At 43.8% G+C, this 19,862-nt stretch carries 15 protein-coding genes; 1 reads left to right on the top strand and 14 read right to left on the bottom strand.

What is annotated here, in order from left to right; translation table 11 throughout:
• Positions 1 to 45: 45 nt before the first annotated feature.
• The 9 genes from ACTSEZ_RS17645 to ACTSEZ_RS17605 all read right to left on the bottom strand — a co-directional run bounded on the left by ACTSEZ_RS17645 (position 46) and on the right by ACTSEZ_RS17605 (position 10,280).
• Entirely contained in the window at positions 46 to 2,343 is a 2,298-nt protein-coding gene (locus tag ACTSEZ_RS17645; RefSeq protein ID WP_369735655.1) for a glycoside hydrolase family 10-like protein, read from the bottom strand.
• 72 nt (positions 2,344 to 2,415) lie between these two features.
• A complete protein-coding gene (locus ACTSEZ_RS17640) occupies positions 2,416 to 3,912 on the bottom strand; it encodes a DUF4127 family protein (RefSeq protein WP_369735653.1) in 1,497 nt (498 codons plus the stop codon).
• Between the two features lie 49 nt (positions 3,913 to 3,961).
• The gene (locus ACTSEZ_RS17635; protein WP_369735651.1) at positions 3,962 to 4,852 is read right to left on the bottom strand and encodes a carbohydrate ABC transporter permease; all 891 of its coding nucleotides are present in this window, start codon (positions 4,850 to 4,852) and stop codon (positions 3,962 to 3,964) included.
• A 4-nt stretch (positions 4,853 to 4,856) separates the two neighbouring features.
• Positions 4,857 to 5,732, bottom strand: coding sequence for a carbohydrate ABC transporter permease (locus ACTSEZ_RS17630; RefSeq protein ID WP_369735650.1), 876 nt, complete (start codon positions 5,730 to 5,732; stop codon positions 4,857 to 4,859).
• Entirely contained in the window at positions 5,729 to 6,628 is a 900-nt protein-coding gene (locus tag ACTSEZ_RS17625; protein ID WP_369735648.1) for an ROK family protein, read from the bottom strand. Before ACTSEZ_RS17625 ends, ACTSEZ_RS17630 begins: the two co-directional genes overlap by 4 nt.
• A gap of 18 nt (positions 6,629 to 6,646) precedes the next feature.
• Entirely contained in the window at positions 6,647 to 7,498 is an 852-nt protein-coding gene (locus tag ACTSEZ_RS17620) for a MurR/RpiR family transcriptional regulator (RefSeq protein WP_035319428.1), read from the bottom strand.
• Positions 7,452 to 8,186 (bottom strand): N-acetylmannosamine-6-phosphate 2-epimerase, encoded by a 735-nt coding sequence (locus tag ACTSEZ_RS17615; protein ID WP_369735646.1) that lies wholly within the window; start codon positions 8,184 to 8,186, stop codon positions 7,452 to 7,454. The genes ACTSEZ_RS17620 and ACTSEZ_RS17615 overlap by 47 nt, the downstream gene beginning before the upstream one ends.
• A gap of 71 nt (positions 8,187 to 8,257) precedes the next feature.
• Complete coding sequence (locus ACTSEZ_RS17610) at positions 8,258 to 9,559, bottom strand: ABC transporter substrate-binding protein (protein WP_369735645.1); 1,302 nt, start codon at positions 9,557 to 9,559, stop codon at positions 8,258 to 8,260.
• Positions 9,560 to 9,563: 4 nt separating this feature from the next.
• Positions 9,564 to 10,280, bottom strand: coding sequence for an alpha/beta hydrolase (locus ACTSEZ_RS17605; protein ID WP_369735644.1), 717 nt, complete (start codon positions 10,278 to 10,280; stop codon positions 9,564 to 9,566).
• 430 nt (positions 10,281 to 10,710) lie between these two features.
• On the opposite strand from ACTSEZ_RS17605, the gene ACTSEZ_RS17600 reads away from it, so the two are divergent.
• On the top strand, positions 10,711 to 11,466 hold the full coding sequence (locus ACTSEZ_RS17600; RefSeq protein ID WP_369735643.1) for an AAA family ATPase: 756 nt from the start codon (positions 10,711 to 10,713) through the stop codon (positions 11,464 to 11,466).
• A gap of 63 nt (positions 11,467 to 11,529) precedes the next feature.
• On the opposite strand, the gene ACTSEZ_RS17595 is transcribed toward ACTSEZ_RS17600, so the two are convergent.
• The 5 genes from ACTSEZ_RS17595 to ACTSEZ_RS17575 form a co-directional block, all read right to left on the bottom strand.
• Positions 11,530 to 12,762, bottom strand: coding sequence for a S1C family serine protease (locus ACTSEZ_RS17595; protein ID WP_369735642.1), 1,233 nt, complete (start codon positions 12,760 to 12,762; stop codon positions 11,530 to 11,532).
• 204 nt (positions 12,763 to 12,966) lie between these two features.
• Positions 12,967 to 13,131 (bottom strand): antitoxin VbhA family protein, encoded by a 165-nt coding sequence (locus ACTSEZ_RS17590; protein WP_369735641.1) that lies wholly within the window; start codon positions 13,129 to 13,131, stop codon positions 12,967 to 12,969.
• A 310-nt stretch (positions 13,132 to 13,441) separates the two neighbouring features.
• Positions 13,442 to 15,745, bottom strand: a complete 2,304-nt coding sequence (locus ACTSEZ_RS17585) for a hypothetical protein (protein ID WP_369735640.1) — start codon at positions 15,743 to 15,745, stop codon at positions 13,442 to 13,444.
• A 168-nt stretch (positions 15,746 to 15,913) separates the two neighbouring features.
• Positions 15,914 to 19,189, bottom strand: a complete 3,276-nt coding sequence (locus ACTSEZ_RS17580; RefSeq protein WP_369735639.1) for a S8 family peptidase — start codon at positions 19,187 to 19,189, stop codon at positions 15,914 to 15,916.
• Positions 19,190 to 19,569: 380 nt separating this feature from the next.
• Complete coding sequence (locus ACTSEZ_RS17575) at positions 19,570 to 19,704, bottom strand: hypothetical protein (protein ID WP_369735637.1); 135 nt, start codon at positions 19,702 to 19,704, stop codon at positions 19,570 to 19,572.
• Between the last annotated feature and the right edge of the window lie 158 nt (positions 19,705 to 19,862).

Here is a 19,862-nt window from a genome sequence, read left to right as displayed (position 1 = left end):
CCCTATGTAAAGATGTCCTCCCGCATGTTGGGGAGGACCTTTCCATTATTGAGCCAGGTACCTTCTGGCATCATCAAGCTGCTTTTCAATCTGCGTTTTCACATTTGGATCAGCTTGCTTTTTGACTGTGTTTAAAAGCTTTTCAGCTTGATCAATATGTTTCAGCGCTTGTTCTTTCTTTGATTTCTCTAATTTAGCCCGCGCCTGCTTCAGCTGTACCTCAATGATTTTCGATAGCTGTGGGTCAAGTCCTTTTTTCGCAACGTAGATTTCATTCATTTTGCGCGAAAGCTCCTCTAACGCGACGGTTGCTGATTGAACCGAATTTCTGTGCGGCACAATCGCGCTGGTCCGCTGCGGTCCAAGAGCAAGGGCATGGAAATGCTGGTCCTGAAGCGTATGGTAGGCGAACTGAACCTGCCCTGTTGCTCCTGTATTGCCTATTGCGTCTGCCTGACTGACGAGAAGCTCATCGTCAAACCCTACAAACGGGGCAAGTCCAATGTAGGATAAAACAGGATATGTCATGCGCTCAATGAATTCACGGGATGTCCGCTCCACATAGTTTGTATCCACTGAATAGACCATAGGTGTGATAAAGTCCAGCTGTCCTTCGTTTACCCACTCCACCCAGTTTTGGAATTTCGCATTAATGGCATCTGATACTTCCGGGAAAACAGCAGTTGAAAGATCGACTTGTTTGCCGTTCATTTCACCGCGTATCCGCTCAACAAACGTTGAAATCTGCCTTTCTCTCCATTTGTTCCACTTTTCCCAGTTTTCAGGATCACTTGCAGGGGTTATCTCAAGCGGGTCTACTCCTGCTTCTTTCTTAAATTCACTCCGTGTATAGTCATCATAGCTGAAGCCAACATCGTACGGCTGGCTGACAGGATAGCGGATATAGTCTAAATGCAGACCTTCTACCTCATATTCATCCGTCATTTCGTTAAAAACATCTGATAAAAAGTCGCGTGCTTCAGGATGTGCGGGATTAAGCCAGTAGTAGCCAACCTCTTTTTTGGAAGGCAGATCACCCTGACGGTCAACGGCCGCCCATTCCGGGTGTTTTTTTAAAACAGGGCCAGGCGGATTGAGAGATTCGTGTCCAACAAAGAAAGTATGAACCCATGCGTGCACTTCAATATTGCGCTTTTTAGCCTCTTCGACAAATACAGCTAATGGATCCCAGCCCTTAAACTGTGGATTTTGTTCTGCTTTTGTGCTTGGATAGATCGTATAGCCGTGGAAGTACGTTTCTAGAAAAAGAAGGTTATAGTTTGCAGCTTCCAGACGATCAAGCGTTTTTATAATCTCCTCGCGGTTCTTTTCAACAGGGCGGTGCCAAACTCCCCGGGCATCTACTTTTTTAGATTCTACACTGTAAAAATAAGCTTCTTTTGAAAGAAGGGCCGCCTGTTCGGAAAGCTCCATCGTGCTCTCCCAGTTCTCATCTGAAAAAGCACGTCTCGCTTCCTCAATTACTTCTTCCGCCTCAGCAATCTTGGCTTCAGCATCCGCTTCCGGAATATCAAGGAATTGTTCTTTTGCAGAGGCAAGTGAAGCTTTTGCTTTGTTCAGGACTAGCTCCGCTGCGTTGATATAGGCACTTGCATCAATGACAGCCGTTACGGTTTTGTTTTCCTCGTTAAAAGTCACTTTTGCTCCAACCTGCGTATATTTAAGCAGCCAGTCCTTCCCCTTCCCGTGGCCTGACAGCACAAAGCCATCATCCGGAATCGGTGAATTGCTTCCCGACATTTCAACAACAATGCCATTGCGGACAATGACTTCAGCACCGTACTGATTGGTTCCGGTTGTGTCATAGCCGTAATCCTTTGTATAAACGATCAGCTCATCTGCTCCGCGTCCGCCTGGGAATTCAAACGGTGCCTGCGGATTCAGCTTGTTAAAGGAGGTTGTCGATTCTTTTCTCGGTTCTGAAATCACGTCATAGAGGATCTCAGTCCGTTCACCCAGCTTCACATTGGCTAAAAGCCACGTGCGGGCTTCACCGTGTCCGGAAAGGACATATCCGTCTGCAGGAATCTTTGCATCAGCTCCTTGTCCTGCATCCCGGACTTCTGTCACCACATCATTTTTAACAATAATCTCAATACCCCACTGATTGTTTTTAGTAGAGGCCCCAAACTCCGGTGTATAAACAATCAGCTGATTGGCCTCGCGGATTTTGTTGAATCCGCTGATCTGGTAGGTTTGTCCGTTTTGTGCCTTAATCAGATTTTCCTTAAATGCTGCCTGAGGCTGTAAACTTGGGTAGTATGAAAGAACAAATGCAGCGATCACAGCAAAAACAATCCACGTTTTAACCTGTTTGCTCATGAAAAATTTCTCCCCTTCTCACCTTTGATAAAGAACATCCCCATTGTTCCTTTTTCGTTCAGCTTCCCCCGCTCACCTCCTCAAAGTAAACCCGATCTCAAACGTCCGATTCCACGGCAGATGAATGTCCTCTACTTCAAAATCAAAACCGGTTTCTTCTTTAAAACTTTCCACTTCCTTTAAAAACTCAGCGCTGACAAGCTTCACAAGCTCCTCTTGATTCGCGTTCTCTTCATCAATCTGCTTTCTCACGGCCTGCCTCACAACCGTTTGATACAGATAATCCTCAGCCGCTCTCGTTAAGAGCTGCTCCTGGTGCTTCCTTTCTGTATGAAGAAGCCCTTTCTTCACAGCTAAATGCCGCAGACAAGCCTGTGATACAACCGTTCCCAGAGTGTTTCCCGCCGTATTCCATGCGCCAAATCCCGCAAGCTCCAGCAGATTGACCTGTTCCAAAAGCGGCTTCATCATCGCCGGATCTGCTCCATTTGCATAGGCAAGGTCCGCGACAGCAACCGGTTTAGTAGGGAGATAGTACTTTAATCGTGCAATCCACTCACCCACGTTCCGGTCAGCTGTATGAACGCCTCCAAGATGTTTCTGCAGGGCAAGATCTCCCTGCGCCTTTCCAGGAACATTCACAGCAAGCAAGATATCGGCTTCAGCTGCCGAACAAACTGTGTGGCTTCCGGCTGCAAAAATCTGGCCTTTTACAGACTCCGCAATCGGCCTGTCTTCATACATGGCATGAAGAAGCGCACCCTTCTCACCGCTGTAGAACGGGTAGAAGCGAGGCTGGGTTTCGTTTTCAAGCTGATAAATCATCCTCGTTGCAAGTGTTGATGCCACCTCGTCGGCTCCAGGATAAATAAGTACCTTGGATGATAGCCCCCGCTCCAGCACTTCATCTGCAAGCACTTCCTGTTCCCTGATATTAAAGCCATATTCAGCTGTATCATCCTGGGGAAAAACAAGGAAATCGAGAACCTCATCCTCCACATAATCAAGCAGCTGCAGATTGATCTTGAAATTTCTCTCTCTTGTTTCGGTATAATCCGACAAAATTCCCCGGGGAATATGAAGCTGATCCACTGTCTTTTTGGAAGCTTCATCCCCTGTTTTTTCGAAGCGGTGACTGTAATAGGAATAAGCCCAAAGCTCTTCCCCATATTGATTCCAATACTCTTTTTCTTCCTCATTCACATAGTTGTTGGAAATTCTCATTGTGGAACTGAATGCATAGAGCGGTTTATCTGGATACTGAACTTTAATTTCTTTTAAAAGCTGAAGCCTTTTCGTCAGCACTTCTATTGATGCAGAACTGACCCTCGAAGGAACAAGCCCTCCATATAGCAGCATATCGATAGAGAGAATAAACCCGTCCACTTCACCCGCTGTCTGAAGCAGCCACTTTCTATGATCTTCAATCTTCCCGGGCTCTTTTAAAAATCCCAGAGATCCTTTGTCCGGCGCAATGATCTCCCATCCTCCAATCTGCGCAAGATGGATAGGCAAATCCCTTGTCACTGGGCGCGCATCAACAGGCAATAAAGCCAATTTACAGTTCACACTCTCACCTCATTTGAAAAGGGAGATGATCATCCACCTCCCCTTTTTTCTATCCTTTCACAGCACCTTTCATGGCGCCGTCAATAAAGTATTTCTGCATCGCTACAAAGAAGAGAATGATCGGCAAGATTGAAATAATGGATCCTGCAGCAATCAGCCTCCAGTTGCTTGAAAAGCTTCCTGCAAGCATGTTTACTCCAAGCGGCAGTGTATACATGTTCTGATCATTTGTAATAATCAGCGGCCACAAAAAATCTCCCCAAGCCATGACAAAAATAAAGATGGCAAGCGTCACGACAGAAGGCTTCACTAGCGGCATAAGGATTTTCCACCAAATCTGAAAGGCATTCGCCCCGTCCATTCTCGCAGACTCATCCAGCTCGTACGGAATCGTTAAAAAGGCCTGCCTCATGAGGAAAATACCGAACGCTGTTGTAGCATGTGGAAGAACGAGACCGGCATACGTGTTCTGCAGACCAAGATCAAGTGACAGCAAATAGATTGGAATCATGAGCAGCTGAAACGGGATCATCATCGTACTGATGATCAGCAGGAAAACAAGGTTTTTCCCTCTGAAGTTCATACGGGCAAGCGGATAGGCAGCAAGCGAGCACAGCACAATGTTTAACAGGACTGTCAGCACCGATACGATGACGCTGTTCCCCAGATACCGCCAAAACGGGAAGGTGTCCATCACCTGCGTGTAGTTGCTGAGCGTCGGGTTTTCCGGAATGAACTGCGGCGGATAGGCGAAGATGTTTTCACTTCCCGATTTCAGAGACGTTGCGAGCAGCCAAAGAAACGGACCGACTGTCAGGAAAGTGACAAATATGAGCAAGGCATATGTCAAAGTCAGCCTGACGATCTTTTTCACATTCCATTTTTTCTTCATGTTTACTTTCACCCCGACTGCAGGTGATTGATTTCGCTGAAGCTCCATTGCCTCACCCCCTCATCGCCGTTTCGCGTTTATTCATAAACTTGATATTCAAGATTGAAAAGACAAGTGTGATCAGGAATAAAATGACTCCCCCGGCACTCGCATATCCCATTTTCAAATTTTCAAATGCTTCCTGATAAATATAGAAAACAAGCGTTTTTGTACTGTTCAGCGGTCCGCCGCCTGTCATGACGTAAATCTCTTCAAACACCTTCATCGCTGAAATGGATGACATTATCGTCACGATCATGATTGACGGCATTAACAGGGGAATCGTAATATGGATAATCTGCTTCCACTTACTTGCGCCGTCGATGTCGGCCGCCTCATAGAGATCTCCCGGAATGGCCTGCAGTCCCGCCAAATAAATAACCATATAATAGCCAAGGCCCTTCCAGACGGTTACCGCCATAACCGCAAAAATGGAGGTTGAGGTTGAAGTAAGCCAGTGCACCGGTTCTCCGATAATCCCAAGTGATTCAAGAAAATAATTCAGCACGCCCTGATCTGCGTATACCCATTTCCATGTAATCCCTACAACAACCATCGATGTTACAACAGGTATGTAATAGGCAGACCTGAAAAAAGCAATTCCCCTGATCTGCTGGTTTACAAGAATCGCAATAAAAATAGGAAGGATGACAAGTGCGGGAACCACTATGACCAAATAAAGCAGCGTCTGCCCGAGAACCTTCCAAAACAGATCATCTTCAAACAGATTCTGATAATTCTCCGTTCCGATAAATTCAGCCTCTGTCACCATGTTATAGTTGGTGAAGCTGAGCCAGATTGCCTGCAGCATCGGATAAAAAATGAATGCCCCGAGAATGATGCAGCCTGGCAGCAGGAACAGATACGGTGTTAACTTCCCTTGCTTCATCGCCCGCTCACCCCGCTTTTTAATGAATGGAAGACAAGCTGTGCCGCGCCGATCATTCCCGCCTGGTTTCCAAGCACAGCGGGAATCACCCTGACACCTTCCACCCGTTTCAGTAATCGATTCCACCAGTGCTCCCTGGACTCAATGATTCCTCCGCCAATGATCACAGCATCAGGGTCAATGCCATGGCCGATGTTTTCAATAAAAATCCCCAAATACTCCATATATTCCTCAACAACCGGAACCACTTCCGGATCGCCGCCTGCATACAAATCAAAGACAGCTGATCCCCGGACCTGCTTCCAGCTGGTGCGTTCATTGATTATGGTGTTCAGAGCCGTTCCTGACAGGTACTGCTCCGCACAGCCTCTTCGTCCGCAGTTGCACGGACGTCCATTTGGGACAAAAACAACATGTCCCCACTCGCCGCTCTGGTGATGAGCACCAGAAAGCACGTTTCGACGTATTCGGTTTGCACCGCCGACACCCGTGCCAAGGGTCAGCATCACTAAATCTTCGTTCTCATAATGCAAAGCCTCTCCCCATAGAGCAGCATTTGCATCATTAACGGCAAAGACCGGCAGTTTATACATATCTCCAAAAACTGATTTCAGATTGACTCCCTGCCACCCGGGGAGGTTTGACGTTGCAAAAACAACCTCTCCTGTCTGTTCATTGATTCTGCCGGCTGATCCAATCCCAATTCCCATTACCCTGTCTGTTCCTGTCAGAAGGGAATCAATGACGAACGCAGCAGCAGTCAGGATCCCTTCTCTGCCTTCTTTAACAGGTGTTGCAATTTCAAACCGCGTTAACATCACACCATGCTCATCTGTTATACATCCTTTTATTTTAGTCCCGCCAATATCCAGTCCTATCGCGTACACCTCTGCCATCCCCCCGGAAAACATGCGTCAGTAGATTTTCTTTACAACGGCCTGCGCCGTTTTTTCTTTCATGAGCAGAGAAGCAGATTTGTTTCGTAATGCAAGCCCTGTGCACAGTAAATCAATCACAAAAAGCTGGGAAATCTTTGCCCCAAGCGATCCGCCTTCTAGCGGGGATTCCTTCCCTCCGCTGATCAGCACACAGTCTGCAAGCCTTGTAATAGGAGAACGGGCGTAATACGTCACGGCAATCACTTTCGCTCCGTTATCGCTGGCAATTTTCAGCGATTCCAGCGTATCCTTCGTGCTTCCTGAAACGCTAAGTCCAATAACAAGATCTTCTTCTGTCAATGTCGCTGCCGTCATCGCCTGAATGTGCGGATCAATAATGGCATCCGTCCGTCTCCCGATCCGCAAAAAGCGGTTTTTCGCATCCTGAGCGGTAAGCCCTGAAGTGCCTACTCCGAAAAAATGAACGGATTTAGCTTCAGACAAAAGAACGAGTGCTTCCTCCAGCTTTTTTTCATCTAGCAGCTGAACCGTTTCATCGATGACTTGCTTCGTGTGAGCCGCAATGGACGTAATCAGTCCGTTCGGCTGCTCGCCGCTGTCTTCTTCCTGTTCCTGCTGGGACAAATCCTTCGCAATCGCAAGCTTGAACTCCTGGTATCCCTTTGTTCCGATTTTCCGGCAGAACCTGAGAACCGTCGTGTCGCCGACCTCAGCCGCATCCGCCAGATCCGTTACCGAGAAATACAGAATTTGATCCATATGTTCAAGAACATAGACAGCCACTTTCTGCTCTGACTTTGTTAAAGAGGGGTAATAGCTGTTAATGAGACCAGCTAGCTTCCCTTTTGATGTAAATGTTTCCGTCAATTCGATCTCCTCTTTCCAGTAAACCGTCAGTAAAAGTCTTCGTAATCAGCTGCGGCCTTGTAATGGCAGAACCGACAACGACCGCATGGGCGCCGGCTGCAAGAGCCCTTGCCGCGTCTTTCGGTGTTCCAATCCGCCCTTCTGCAATGACCGGAATTTTCACGCTTTGTGCAGCTTCTTGTATTAATGTAAAATCAGGACCCGTTTCCTGTCTTGAATAGGAGGTATAACCCGAGAGCGTCGTTGAAACGCAGTCACACCCGATTTTATCCGCGTAAAGAGCCTCTTCAAGCGTAGAAATATCCGCCATGACAAGCACATGGTGCTGATGGATATAAGAGACAAGCCCTTCCAGTGTCTCACCCGATGGACGTTTTCTCTTCGTTGCATCCAGAGCAATCATTTCAACTCCTGCAGCAATCAGCTCATCCGCTTCACGTCTTGTGGCGGTAATGTAGATTTCGCTGCCCCCATAATCCCGTTTGACAATGCCAATCACCGGCAAATCGATTTCCTGTTTAATCGCTAGAATATCCTCTTTGCTGTTGGCCCTGATGGCAGCTGCGCCGCCTTCTTTCGCCGCCTTCGCCATCTTTGCCATAATAGCCGGCCCGTGCAGCGGCTCTTCTTTTAGCGCCTGACAAGAAACGATCAACTTTCCCTTTATCTGACTGAATAGATTCTCCATCCTGTGCTCCCCGTAACTTTGACATGAACCCGTTTGTGGAAAAAAGAAGGGAGTTTCCCCCCTTCCCTGCTTTATTGACTTAAAATTTCATTCCATTTATCTTCTGCCTGCTTAAGAGCATCATCAACTGACATTTCTCCAAGCATCGCAGCCTGCATCGCTTCATTCATGGCATTTTTCAGTTCATCGTAGCCCTTCATTGGCGGAACAAGCACTTCGCTTTCTTTCAGCTGCTCAGCTGAAACGATGCGCGCCTCATCAATTGGAGTCGCATTTTCAGGAAGCTCTGTGAAATAAGGGTCCTCAAGCGCTGACTCAACGGACGGCAGGATTGTCGTCAATTTATCAAACTCAATTTGGTTCTCAGCATTCGTCAGGAAAACAGAGAATTTAACAGCCGCATCCTGATGCTCGCTCTGCTTTGGCACCACAAGGTTCATAGCCGCTACGTTCTTCTTGTTCGTTTCACCGGTAATTGATACAGCCGTCTTCGTCGCTGCAAGCACATCCGGCGCATTTTCTTTAACTGTGTTCAGGAACTGTGGACCGCTCGCAAGAATGGCAAGCTGGCCTGCCTGGTACATATCAATCGCTTTTCCATGGCCTTCTGTCAGCACTTCGCGCGGAATTAGATCCGCTTTGTATAAATCCACATAATATTGGAACGCTGCTTTTCCATCAGGTGTATTGAACGCAGCCTTTGTCATCTCTTCATTTGTCAGATCGACGCCCTTCATCACCATCGTTTCAAGAAGGTGGCTTCCGTCAAACGGAGGGAAGAACGCATATTTACCCGTCTTTTCTTTAATCGTTTTAGACACTTCTGCAAGCTCTTCGAACGTTGCAGGCGGCTTATTCGGATCAAGCCCTGCCTCTTCAAAAATCTTCGTATTGTACATCGTTACCTGCGAAGAAAGGTACCACGGAATACCGAATGTTTTTCCGTCAAACGTGTTGGACTTCCATACGCCTTCAAAATACTGGCTCTTCACATCATCCGCAACCGCCTCATCCATATCGACGAGCGCATCAAGCTCAGCAAGCTTTGCCGCAAACTGCGGGTTCAGGTTCGCTACATCAGGAGCCGTTTTAGAGGCAACAGATGCAAGAATCTTTTTCTCCATGTCTCCCCACGGAACATCCACCCACTTGACCTTAATGTTTTCATTCTCTTTTTCAAAATCAGCAATGACGCCGTTAATATAGTCATCAAATGTCGGAGACAGCTGCATCGTCCAGAATTCAATCTCAATCGGTCCATCTGATTTCTTATCATCTGAACTCGCTTTCTCTGTGCCGCCGCTGCAGGCTGCTGCGAACATCAGCATAAATACGGTCAATCCAAGAATAAGTAAACGCAAGCTTTTCTTCACCTTTTCATCCCCCTTGATTGGCAAAAAATAATAACGCTTCTTCTAAGTGATCCTTCCAGAAAGTCCATACGTGATCTTCGTCTTTTTCTATGTACGACAACTGAGCCTCTTTTTCAGTCCATGCCTTTCGCATCAGGCGATTGCGCGTAAGAATCCATAAGCGCTGATGGCTGATCGGAGAGACAAATTCATCTTCCTTCAGTCCAACAAGCTGATGAACATGGAGATTTCTGTGCTGGCCAAGCGCATTTACCTCCTCCAAATGAACAGGAGAAAATGCGGCGGACTGCAGCAGCAAATGCGTCCAGATCTTAGGATCCCTAAGAAAAATGGAAACACTGACCGCTCCCCCGAGAGAATCACCAAGCATACCCCGCTTCACCGCACGCTTACCGCTAAGCACTTGATCTTCCACAAACGGAAGCAGCTCTTCCAGAAAGAACGACACATATTCGCTGTGCGTCTCTCCATTCGGATGATAGCAGGCATACCTCTGCATGGAATCACCCGGCGGAACAAGCACAATCAGCAGCGGCTTCTCCATGAGCCTGCCAAGCCTCTGCCCGAGCTCCCCAATCTCCAGGTAATCCAGCCCATCCTGCACATACAGAACGAAAACGCTCTCATTTTGCTCAAAGGCCTGATTCTCAAGCAAATAAAACCGCATCTCCCTTTGCAGACATCGACTGAAAAAATCAATTTCTCGAAGTTTAAAAGACACATCGAACTTCCTCTCACCCCTGAATCATAGACAACCGCCTATTGATAAGAAGTATAACACCTATTCTGAATTGTGTGAATATTTTCTTCAAAAATATTTTATTTGGTGGAGATTTGCTCCAAAAAGGGTCAGTCCCGCTCCGCATTAACGTATTAATGCAGGGCGGGACTGACCCCTGCTTGAATAAAGGAAAAGAGCCAGCCCACTCGAGAAAATATTCCTTATTCCCTAAGATAGATATAAGCAAAAATACCTTAATCTGGAATACGATTCACCTTTGCATCATAAATATTGAAAAGACAATGGCTGAACGCTTTTTTCCATATCACTTTAGGAGGTTATAATGGGGGCATTTTTATTTTTCATTGGTTTCCTTACTCTTCTTACTTGTTTTGTTTGGTTAGTTGTAAATCTCATTAGGAAAAAGCCAGTGAAGAAGCTGGGCATAGGCATAGCGGCTGGAGTAATTCTCGCAGCTGCGGGTATATCTTTGCCGAGAAGCGAAGAGGAACTTACTGTCATGATTGAAGACGAAAAAGTTACTTACAGCGAGCTGATAGAAAGGATTGAGCAAAAGGAATCCGAGCTTATTAAGGTGGAAGAAAAGAGCAAAAAAGAAGAAGCAACGTTTAATGAAGAAGTTGACCGTATAAACAAAGAGCTTGAATCCAGGAAAAAAGAGCACGGCGAAGTGATTGCATTAATAGAGACAAAAAGTAAAATCGAAGAAGAGATAAAAGCAGCAAATGAAAAACTGAGTACGATTCCAGGCCAGCTCGATCAACAGGTGAAAGATGGACAGGCCATCATTGACGCAAAGTTAAAAGAATCGCAAACGGAATTGGAAGCTGCACAAGGAAAAGTAAAAACGTTAAACAATGAAATTGAATCAAAGAAGAAAGAGTTATCAGCCATCGAAGGCGGGATAAAAGAGAAGAAAGATGCTCCAAAGATCTTGCCTGCAGGATTTTTTACAGTAGGAAAGGACATTCCCGAAGGACGCTATAAAGTGGTGGCTGTCGGACAGGGGAGTAATTTTGTTGTCTATGACTCAACTGGAGGATTAATCGCCAATACCATCATAGGCAATATGGAGGGACTCGGGGTAAAAGAGTATGTAATTGGAATTGTTGAAGGGAATATGATTGAGGCAAATGATTCCTTTAAGTTTATTCCGGTAGAATAGTTTAAGGGTCAGTCCCGCTTCGCATTAACGTGTTAATGCAACGCGGGACTGACCCCTTTTCTATTAAAACCCTTCCCCATCCTGAGCTTCGTCAGCCACCTCTTCCTCAGAATCGGCTGGTTCTTCAAGTTCCGGATTTTCTTCCACCGGAACTTCTTCTGCCGGGGGCTCTTCATAATAGCCATCCGGGTATTCCGGATCTTCTTCTATATATTCGTCTTCGGCTGCCGGCACGTCTTCAGCCGGCTCATCCCACATATCTTCAGTGTATTCATCTGCGGGGACATCCTCATACTCTTCGGTGTACTCATCATCCGTATAATCCTCATCATAGTATGGATCTTCAGGTGTTTCGGAGTCATACTCATCGTAGTATTCATCTTCAGGAGTTCCGGAATCCTCAAACTCCTCACTGTATTCACCGCCGTCGAAATAATACTCGTTATCATATAGATCCTGATAAAAATACAGTCCGTCCGCTGTATAGAACAGTGCTGCCACTTCCTCTGCCGTCATCGGCTGATTGACCCAGTCTGTGACCTGATCCATCACTTGATAGAGCGGAATACTGAATCCGATGTTAACCTCTTGATTGTCCCGCGCAGAGTTAATTGCGATGGCCTTTTCAGTATTTTTATCAAGGAGAGGCCCTCCACTGCTGCCGGGAGCAATAGGAGCTGAAATCTGATAAATCCCCTCGTATTCATGAGGAGGAATGTAGAATGTCCGGCCTACCCCGCTTATATTACCCAGTGTCGCCGTGTTTTCGTAACCTTTTGGGCTTCCAAGCGCAATCACTTCGTCCCCCAACTTAGAAGGTTCTGTAAGCTCCAGTTCCAGCGGCTCCTGACCGGCAAGTCCAGCCACTCTGATTACCGCAATATCCACTTCATTGCTGTAGCCAATGACCGAACCTGTGAGCTCCTCCCCCTGGCTGCTTCGGACTGTGACATCCAGACTGCCTTCAACAACATGCGCGTTTGTCAGAATGTCACCTGATTCATTAATTAAAAAACCGGACCCCTGGCCGTAATCACTGAAGATCGTAAATACCTTTGGCTGTGCATCCTGAATGATATCCGACACTTCTTTAGGTGCTTTTTTCACTTCCGCCGCTGCCGGTTCCACTTCTGGCTTTTTTATTGGCTCTTTTTTCACTTGAGGTTCAGGCGGCTTCTCCCTGATTGTTTTTTCCGCCGCCATTTTCTCAACCGGCTTTTGTTCCGTTAATTCCAGCCCTAAATATCCAATAACGCCAACACAAATAAGCAACATCATGATGGTTAAAGTCCACAATCCCTTGCCTGCCTTCTGCTTTCTCTTATTTCCGCATCCCGTACAATACGCTGACCTCTGCGATACCGGACTTCCACATTTCGGACAATACAATCCGCCACCCCCGTAAAAGGACTATTTTACTAGTTTTATTGTATAAGAGCTCAGTCCATTTTACAACTTTTACCTTTATACAATTTAGCGTCTACTTGCAATCTTTATGTTTCACCCTTTTTTCTTCACCAGCTCTAGAACACGTTTATTGAATTCACCTTCCGTAATTTCATTCCTGATAACCTTCTCCACCAATTCTTTTTGTTCGGCAGTTATGTAATTACCTTCGAGCTCAATGCTTGCCTTGGCCTGTTCCAATGCCTTTTTAACTAACATTTACCTATCACACATCCTTTACTTAGAAAATGAAAATAAGGCAGAAGGAGCAATGTTTTTATTAAATGGATTCTCATTACTTGCATAAACATATTTTTTGGAAGATAAACCCTGAATTTAGTATAACAAACGTTATGTTTCTATTCGTTTTATTCTCAAATCTTAAATCTGGCAGTCGACAGATTGGGAGAAAACAGCTTAAACCTAAAAAAGAACCAATCCACAAAAATATCCCAGCCTTAAACAAACACAATTAAAAAGAGCTGTTAGAAAGCCAATTTCCTCTGACTTTCTAACAGCTTCTCTCTTCTTACTCTGCTTTATATGATGCAGCAGTTCTCGAGCTTTCTTGCTGCTCTGTTTGGGTGACACTCACGTAAACTTTGCCACTTTTCTTACCTAATTGCTTAATAGAAACAACAGCTGAAGATCCAGAAGAAGTCTTTGAACCTAGAAGGGTTCCTTTTGACGCTGCGTTGTAAACTTTGATGACACTGCCTTTTGATACTCCGCTGACCGTCACAGTGTCGGCTTTGTTTTTATTGTTCACTACTTTAATGTTTGAAGCTTTTGGGGCATCAGAAACTTCTCCAAGGAAGGAGACGGCTGTTCTGCCGCTTTCACTCATTCCAGATTTAGTCACTGTCACATACACATTACCTTTTTTGACACCAAGCTGTTTAATGGACACGGAAACATTTGATCCCGAAGATGTAGCCTGTCCAAGCAGTGTACCTTTTGAAGAAGCATTATAGACTTTAACGATATCTCCCTTGGCAAGACCAGAAACAGCCACAATGTCTGCCTTTCCCTTGTTATTGGTTACTTTCACCTGAGACGTTTTTAAGGCGGTGGATATTTCGCCATTAAAAGATGCTGCGGTACGATTGCTTTCTGTCATACCCGGCTTTGTCACAGACACATAGACTTTACCGGATTTAGATCCCAACTGCTTTATGGATACGGTAGCTGAAGTTCCTGCAGATGTTACCTGACCAAGTAATGATCCCTTTGAAGATGCATTGTACACTTTGACTATGTCCCCTTTAGCTATTCCTGAAACGGAGACGGTGTCTGATTTCCCAGTGTTATTGGTAACTTTTATTTGTGCTGTTTTAAGATCAGTTGATTTCATCGAGATTTTAAATTCGTATGGTTTACCATACGCAGCATGATAGTTTTTTAACACATAGTAATAAGTGCCTTTTTTCAAATAGATTTGATGATTTGCAAATCCTGAAGCTAATTCCCCGTCGTCTGTATATAATTCTTCTCCAACAATAGTGTTACCATTTTGTATCACACCTTCCCACTGAGCAAAAGGGGTCTGTTTCATGGAAAGCACAATATTTCCATCTGCTGGAATGCTAAATTTAAATACATCCAAATCATTCGAATCAACAAGAGTGCCTCTGTATACTTGATTTAGTACAACGGAATTTGCAGCTGACAGAGTATTATTTTTTTCTTTTTCGTAATAAGGAGATGCTGTAAAACCGGCTTTTATTTCATATACTGTGTCCGCAGTGTTGTAGTAGTGTTGAATATTTATATAGTACGTTCCTTTTGGCAAACCAACTTGAGCTGAAGCATCCCCTTCTACTAATTCGTCGTTAGAAGTTTCCACTCGTTGATACACAAATCCTTCACTGTTCAGAATTTGTGCATCCCAAGAAACGTTTGGCTTCTGTTTTACATTTAACGTTACATTTCCATCTGAAGGCAGTACAATCTTATATACATCCCGATCACTGTGTGTAGACATAGTCCCCTTATAATATTGGTTTAAATTCATCGAATTAGCAGAAGATAAGGAATCATTAAATTCTTTCTCATAGCTGCTGCTTTTAACAAATCCCACTTTTACTTCATAAGGAACATCCGACGAATTGTGACTGTTTGAAATTTTTATGTAGTAGTCTCCTTTCGGAAGACCTACTTCCGCTGTAGCGAACCCTTCAACCAATTCACTGTTGCTTGTATAAAATTCTTGATAAACGGTTCCCTGTTTATTTTGGATATGTGCCTGCCACTGTACATTTTCCTTTTGTTTTACATATAACGTCACGTTTCCATCTGAAGGAAGGGATACCTTGTAAAAATCGTTATCATCAGAATACTGCATAATTCCGTTGTAGGATTGGTTTAAGGCAATTGGATTTGCAGATGCAACGCTGTCGTTAAATTCTTTTTCATACAAGCTGCTCTCTTTAAAATTCAGTTTAAATTCATATTTTTGCTGATTAGTATTATATATGTCAGCAATTTCAATGTAATAGGTTCCTTTTGGCAAGCCTGCTTCTATTGTTTCATAACCTTCTACTAATCCACTGTTATCTGAATAGGTTTCATTAATTGTCTCGCCATTTCCATGAAGAATACTTGCTTTCCATTGAACATTAGCTTTGTTTTTAAAAGATAACGAAACATTTCCATCTTTAAGTAAAGTAAACTTGTAATAATTACTCTTATCATCCTTCAGCTGACCTGTGTATGTTTTATTCACATCAATTAATACAGCATTACCAGAAGCAGCGGCCTCTGGACTTTTAACCCCTAGTACGTAACTAAAAAGTAGAAAAACAACAATAAAGCCTTTAAACATTCGTTTCAATAAATTCATCTCCTATAGGTAATTATTCATGAGTATTTTATACTATAAATCATATATTGGATATACATTCTCGAAAAAAAATAAAACATAAAAGTTATATATTTTTAATCCCACAACTCAAAAAAGCACAAGATCTTGTGCTTTTTGAGTTGCAAAGCCCACGTTAATTTACTTCTTTCCTGTAACTGTTACATATCTTGCACCACTAGCATTTCCTGCTGCGTCTGTTGCTGTTACCGTTAGTTTCGTTCCCTTCTTTTGCACAGGAATCCCTACTTTATAACTTCCTTTTGCGTTTGCCTTAGCTGTGTATTTTTTTGATCCAATTTTCACAGTTACTGTTGAATCTGCCTCAGCTGTTCCAGTCACTTCTTTCGATTTGTCTGTAACTGTGTTTACCGCCGGAACTGCGGGCGGTGTCTTATCAACTACTGTCACGGTTTTTACTCCACTGACGTTCTTTGCTGCATCTGTCGCAGTTACCGCTAATTTCGTTCCCTTCTTTTGTACAGGGATCCCTACTTTATAGCTTCCTTTTGCATTTGCCTTGGCAGTGTAGTTTTTGGTCCCGATTTTCACTGTTACTGTTGAATCTGCCTCAGCTGTTCCAGTTACTTCTTTCGATTTGTCGGTTACTGTGTTTACTACCGGGACTGCGGGCGGTGTTTTATCGACTACTGTCACGGTTTTTGCGCCACTGATGTTCTTTGCTGCGTCTGTTGCTGTTACCGTTAGTTTCGTTCCCTTCTTTTGCACAGGGATACCTACTTTATAGCTTCCTTTTGCATTTGCCTTGGCAGTGTAGTTCTTGGTTCCAATTTTCACTGTTACTGTTGAATCTGCTTCTGCTGTTCCAGTTACTTCTTTTGATTTGTCTGTGACCGTGTTTACCGCCGGAACTGCGGGCGGAGTCTTATCGACTACTGTCACGGTTTTTGCTCCACTGACGTTCTTTGCTGCGTCTGTTGCTGTAACCGTTAATTTGGTTCCTTTCTTTTGTACAGGTATGGCAACTTTGAAATTCCCTTTTGCATCTGCTTTAGCAGTATAGCTCTTTGTTCCAATTTTCACTGTTGCCGTTGATCCTGCTTCTGCTGTTCCAGACACTTCTTTGGATTTATCGGATACTTCATTAACTGCTGGAATTCCAGGAGCTGTTTTATCCAATACTGTCACAGCTGCAGACGCACTTTTTCCATACTTGTTAGCAGCTGTCACTTGCAGGACAGTGCCTGCTTTTTGCTGTTTAATGGAGACTGAGTAATCACCATTGGTTTTTACAGCTGCTGTACCGATTACCGTTTTCTCTTTCATTACAGTAATTGTCGCTCCAGCTGCAGACTTGCCAGATACTGCTTGATCATTATCATCAACCTGGTTCACAACAGGTTTTTGCGGCATACTTAGGCTATCTTTAGCAGCTTTTACTGCTTTTGCAGCATCAAGGCGGCCCCAGCCATATTCAGGATCAAAGCCTTTAGTTCCTAGATCAACTGAATTTAGAGTTAATAGCTTCTTTACTTCATCCGGAGTAACGTTTGGATTGATTGAATAAATCAGACCTGCAACTGCTGCCACATGAGGAGTAGCCATAGATGTGCCTGAAGCATACATCACTTCACCATTATGCGTTAAACTTGGGATACCGACTCCTGGAGCTACTATATCCAGCTCTTCCCCATAGTTTGAGAAATCAGCCAATATATCCTGGTTGTCTGTTGCTCCTACACCAATTACATACTCTGAGCTTCCCGGATAGCTGATTGCTTCTTCTCCGTCATTTCCGGATGCAGCTACAACAGTAACGCCCTTTTTCTTAGCATAAATCAGCTCTTGCTCAACTGCATCGCTGTATGATGTGGAACCAAGACTAAGGTTAATGACTTTTGCTCCTTTATCAACAGCATGACGAATGCCAAGTGCCACGTCTGCCATATCTCCGCTTCCACTTTCATCTAACGCTTTAACAGGAAGAATTCTTGAGAATTGGTTAATTCCCGTCATGGAATAAAAATTATTATTAACCGCTGCAATGGTTCCTGCAACGTGGGTTCCATGATCATTATCGTCCATTGCATCCCCGTCCTGATTGACAAAATCTTTGCCCAGATCTTTCCTTGTAACCGACTGTAAATCCTGCAGCGTGTAGTTCGTCCCTGTATCAACGACAGAGATAAGAGTATTTGTTAATTTCATTCCTTTTAAAAGCTTCTCAAGTCCTAAGAAATCAATGTCAGCACCTGGGGCACCCTCATTCTGACCTGTGTTTTCAAGGGACCAATGATATGGATAGTGAATGTCCTTTGTCAGGGCATGTACGATGTAATTCGGTTCCGCAAATTTGACTTCTGGAAGTTTCTCTAATTCCTCAGCAAGCTCTTGAGGTGATTTTTCATTTTTGTAGCTTACTAGATACGTTTGATCAAGAACGACATCATTTGCCTTTAATTCTTTCACTTTCACACTAGTTCCTAAAAATGCGGCAGCTGTCTTAAGCACACGCTTACTAGACGTTTCTTCTTTAAACGAAACGATGAGTTCATTTTCTTTATAGTTTTTCGTTTTGATAATCAATTCGCTTTCTTGAAGCGCTGCTGTTAGCTGCTTGCCTTCTAACTGATCAAGATTTAACTTATCCCAATACGCGTTAATGGAACGATCCAGTGATGGACTTGTTTTGTCCAAAACAGCCTTTTTGAGATGAGTAATTGTCCTGTAATCATCTTTAGATACTACATATCTGCTAGACTCACCCACAGCGGCTTTCTCCATTTCTTTTATTAAGTCTGACAGACTTGCAAGATCCTCCGAAATTGTTTTACGGAATTCTTTATCTTTCACGACTTCCAGAATCGTCTGTTTTGAAACGTTATAATACAATGACACAAGTTCCTTGCCCAAAGCAGTGTCACTCAGTAACTGATCCCGGATCGTTCTCATATCCGACAAGATTTCAAATGCTCCTGATTTGCTTTTCGTTGATTCCTCAACAAAGCATACCCCGCCCGGATGTTCCGTCGGCTCCTCTGTAAGCGTACCGGCAGCAAGCTGAAACGAGCCTGAATATTCCCCTGTTAAACTAATGTAATAGGGTCCTTTCCAAGCTATCGGAAACTTTACACTCCCTGATTGGCCGGCATACTTTTCATATGTAACGCCATTTTTCGCGCTCTGTAAATCAGGGAAAACAGATATGATTGGACTGCTGTCACCCTCTACTGTAAATTCAACGTGCGATTTGGTTTCCACAGTTTTATCCGGATATATTTTGTACCAGATTGTTTCACCTTCACCCAGTTCTCCGCTTACAGGCTTGTCAAAACTTAGCGTTTTGGCAGCATCAACAGAACTTTGCGCCGAAGCAGAAGGGCTGAATGGCGTTAATAGACCAATAAATAAAGTGAAACATATAAATAACCTTAAAATGTGATTCTTGCTCACCATGACCTTTTACCTCCACATAATTAGTTTCTGTTTCTGATTATAGTTAAAAATGGAATTAATGTATATCTTTTTTACTATTAAAATACAAAAAATAACATAACAATTACTTAAAAGTCGAAAATTGTTATAAAATTCTACAATTAATAAGTATTTAAACCTAAAAAATACAAACCAGATTCAAATAATAAAAGTACTGCTATAGGGAATGAACCTTAAAACTAAATATACTAATAGGATTACTAAAAGGTGCAGGAGAAATGACTAAAGCAGAGCTGCTGATGCGACATTGTGGTCATTCCAGCTTCAGCAACGCAAACAACACCGTTCTATTTATTGGAACGGTGTTATCTCACTTGGAAATGTCATACTCAAACTTACTCTTATTTCAATACGCTAATTCTTCCTTCTACCCCAACATCAATATCATTAAGTTCTTTTGCATCCTCTATCAAAACTTCCGCATCTGTCCGTGCACTGTGCTCATCAACCAGCAATCCGCTTTCTTTAAACATCATGTATTTGTTTCTTAATTTTGTTTTGTAAAATGATGGAATTCGATCCCGTTCCACACTTTTCAGGAAAAGACTTATAAAATAGGTATTATTGACGATAATCAGAATAGATATAAAGAATCAAATTGGTTTGGGAGGGATGCTTCGTGAGAAAAATTGTA

It is taken from the genome of Metabacillus mesotrionivorans, assembly GCF_052171315.1.
Classification (GTDB): Bacteria; Bacillota; Bacilli; order Bacillales; family Bacillaceae; genus Bacillus_P.
This window is presented reverse-complemented; position numbering and strand designations above follow the sequence as displayed.